The 2,724-nt window shown below is 39.5% G+C and carries 3 protein-coding genes; 2 read left to right on the top strand and 1 reads right to left on the bottom strand.

Translation table 11 applies throughout. The features are described from left to right. Positions 1-247, bottom strand: a 247-nt coding sequence (psb28, locus tag F6K49_RS39995; RefSeq protein WP_293106288.1) for a photosystem II reaction center protein Psb28, incomplete at its 3' end; no start/stop codon positions are given. A gap of 212 nt (positions 248-459) precedes the next feature. Here psb28 and F6K49_RS53845 point away from each other — a divergent pair. Continuing rightward, complete coding sequence (locus tag F6K49_RS53845; RefSeq protein WP_075898402.1) at positions 460-669, top strand: DUF1822 family protein; 210 nt, start codon at positions 460-462, stop codon at positions 667-669. 42 nt (positions 670-711) lie between these two features. Beyond that, on the top strand, positions 712-2,724 hold a 2,013-nt coding region (locus F6K49_RS40000; protein WP_293106291.1), incomplete at its 3' end, for a substrate-binding domain-containing protein.

Here is a 2,724-nt window from a genome sequence, read left to right on the forward strand (position 1 = left end):
CTTCTGGACCACCGAAGCGAAATTTTATTGAGGATGGAGTCATATTAATGACCCCTTCTTCGTCTGTTAAGACCATTGATTGAGAAAATCGGTTTCTATAACTGTTGAATTGTTCAATAGCCTTTAACTTTTCAAAGGTCATCAAGACGATGCGGGCTCCTGACCGTCGGTTTTTTCTGAGGCTGACGTCACTCAGCTGTTCATAAATACCGTCAAAGAATTGGATGGATGGTTTTGAATAGTTCATTTGAAATATAAAAACATCGTTAAATTTTAGTATATCGCCTTGGGAGGGGTTGACAAAATTATTTTTATAGGTATGGAGTAGGGAATCGGGAATCGGGAGTAGGGAATCGGGAGTCGGGAACAGAGAATATAGGGTAAGCCCAAGACAAATTAAGCCAAAATCTGATATAGAGCCAGGATTATGACCAGATTAAGCCTTGATTCTCTTTTCTATTGCACTATTATCCAGCTGGCGATTCCACGTATCTCCCACCAGGTTTGCAGGTGGTTGTACTGAATAAATCAGAAACCCGTTGTATGGAAGAGGAAGCCAGAAGTGCTGATTACTGGTTACAGCTTCATTTCGATGTGCAATTAACAGAAAGATTCAGTGTCAGATTGGCTTTGGGGTATACTAGCATCACTAAACAGTGTTTAGTCTAAGTTGCTCAAGTTTCATAGGAGACGACAATGCTGATAGTCAAAATGAAACTATTTGATAAGGAATCAGGATTTCATACCAATCTGGAGGTGACTGGTATGAAATTTGAACCTATCGAAGGCTTTCTACCGGCTCCACCACCAGCTCTGAATTCATCATTTGCAAACTGGCAGTTAAGTTATCGTGGTTTGGACGATGTGAAATCATGCTTCTCATCACGTCTTACCGCAGGAAAAGTAGTTAATTACTCAGCTCCTGAAGAAGCTCAGGCGGTGAAAGCACACCTGAATGAATGGCTCAACTCTGGAGATAGGGAGTGGCAACCTATCCGAGATCAATTGATTTCAATAGCAAACCAATCACAAGCAAACCAATCGAATCCTGCTGGTCAAGAAATTCACGTACTCCTTGATGTTCCGGAAACAAACTTGAGCCGCTTTCCCTGGCAAGAGTGGGATGTATTTAAAAATCACTACCCAAACGCAGAAGTTATTTTAAGGATTAGAAATCCATCTAGCAAAACAATCATCCCACCTCAAAACTCCTCAAAACTCAGAATTCTAGTAGTGGTGGGTAGGAGTGATGGAATTAATACCGAGTCTGACCTAGAGGTAATCCAAGAGTTAGAAAAAAAAGGAGTAGAGGTCATTACTCTTATTCAGCCTTCTTTTCAGGAGTTATATCAAGCGCTTTTTGAAAGCTACCAGATCTTTATCTTTACTGGTCATAGTAGTTCTCAAGAAGATGGAAAGATTGGTTGGATTGAACTTAATAATCAAGACAGTGTAACGATTAAGCAATTAAGTGAACCCTTCAAGAAAGCTATAGACAATGGATTGCAGCTAGCTATTTTCAATTCTTGTGACGGGATTGGTTTAGCCAACCAACTGACACAGTTGAATTTGCTTCAATGTATTGTAATGAGAGAACCAGTTCCTGATGTGGTAGCTGTCGCATTTTTAAAATATTTTTTCAAGGAATTTACTGCTAATAAGTCTCTTTTTATTTCAGTACACGAAGCACGCAACCGTCTGGGTGATCTTAATGAAAAATATCCAGGAGTGATATGGTTGCCAATCCTATGTATCCGAGAATCGGCATTATATAAGCCATTTACTTTGCAAGGAATGATGAAAAAGCCTCTATTAAAACCCAAGATTAGGTTAGGCTTTATCCTGTTATTGTTATTGTTATTGAGTTTTTCTATCTTCTTAATAATCAAGATGACTAGAGGCAAAGAGCCAATAGTTAATCCAACACCAACAAATAATCCAACAAATTCCCAAGAATCTATTCTAACTGATGTAAATACACCTCCAGGAACATTCCCGTACGGTGGGAGTACTACTTGGGCAAAAATTCGACGTCTAGTTGATGACAAGATTAAACAAAAATTTCCTCAGTTCAATCTTGTATATACTGAGCATATTAGGCTACCACCAGGTTCTGGCACTGGTATTCAGATGCTTTTAGATGGTCAAATTTCTTTTTCCCAGTCTTCACGACCCATTCAACGTAAGGAACACCAAATAGCAAACCAAATGGGGGTTACGCTCAAGCAAATTCCTGTGGCTATCGGTGGCATGGCTGTGGTTGTTCATCCTAAGCTTGATATCAAAGGTTTGACTTTAGAGCAACTCAAAGGCATCTACACAGGTAAATTAACTAATTGGCAGCAAGTAGAAGTAGATGGACCAAATCTAAAGATTACACCCTATTCTGCACCTCGTGGCGCTGGTGGTACTGTAATTTTGAAAGAACACCTTTTAGAAAGAGGCCAAGATTTTGGTCCTAATGTGATTTTTACAAAAACTCCTACTGAAGCTATAAACAAGGTGGGGAATTTAAATAACGAAGGTGATGACGGTGGTATTTATATGGCTTCAGTTTATAATCTAGTTGGTCAGTGCAGCGTTAAACCTGTGCCTATTGCTCGTACCGAGGATGGTCCATTTGTTGCCCCATACGAAGGAGAACTTGTCCCAATACAAGATTGCCCTGATCAGCGCAACAAACTGAATTATAAAGTCTTTCAAAACAGTGAATATCCTATCACT

The organism is Moorena sp. SIO3I6 (assembly GCF_010672095.1).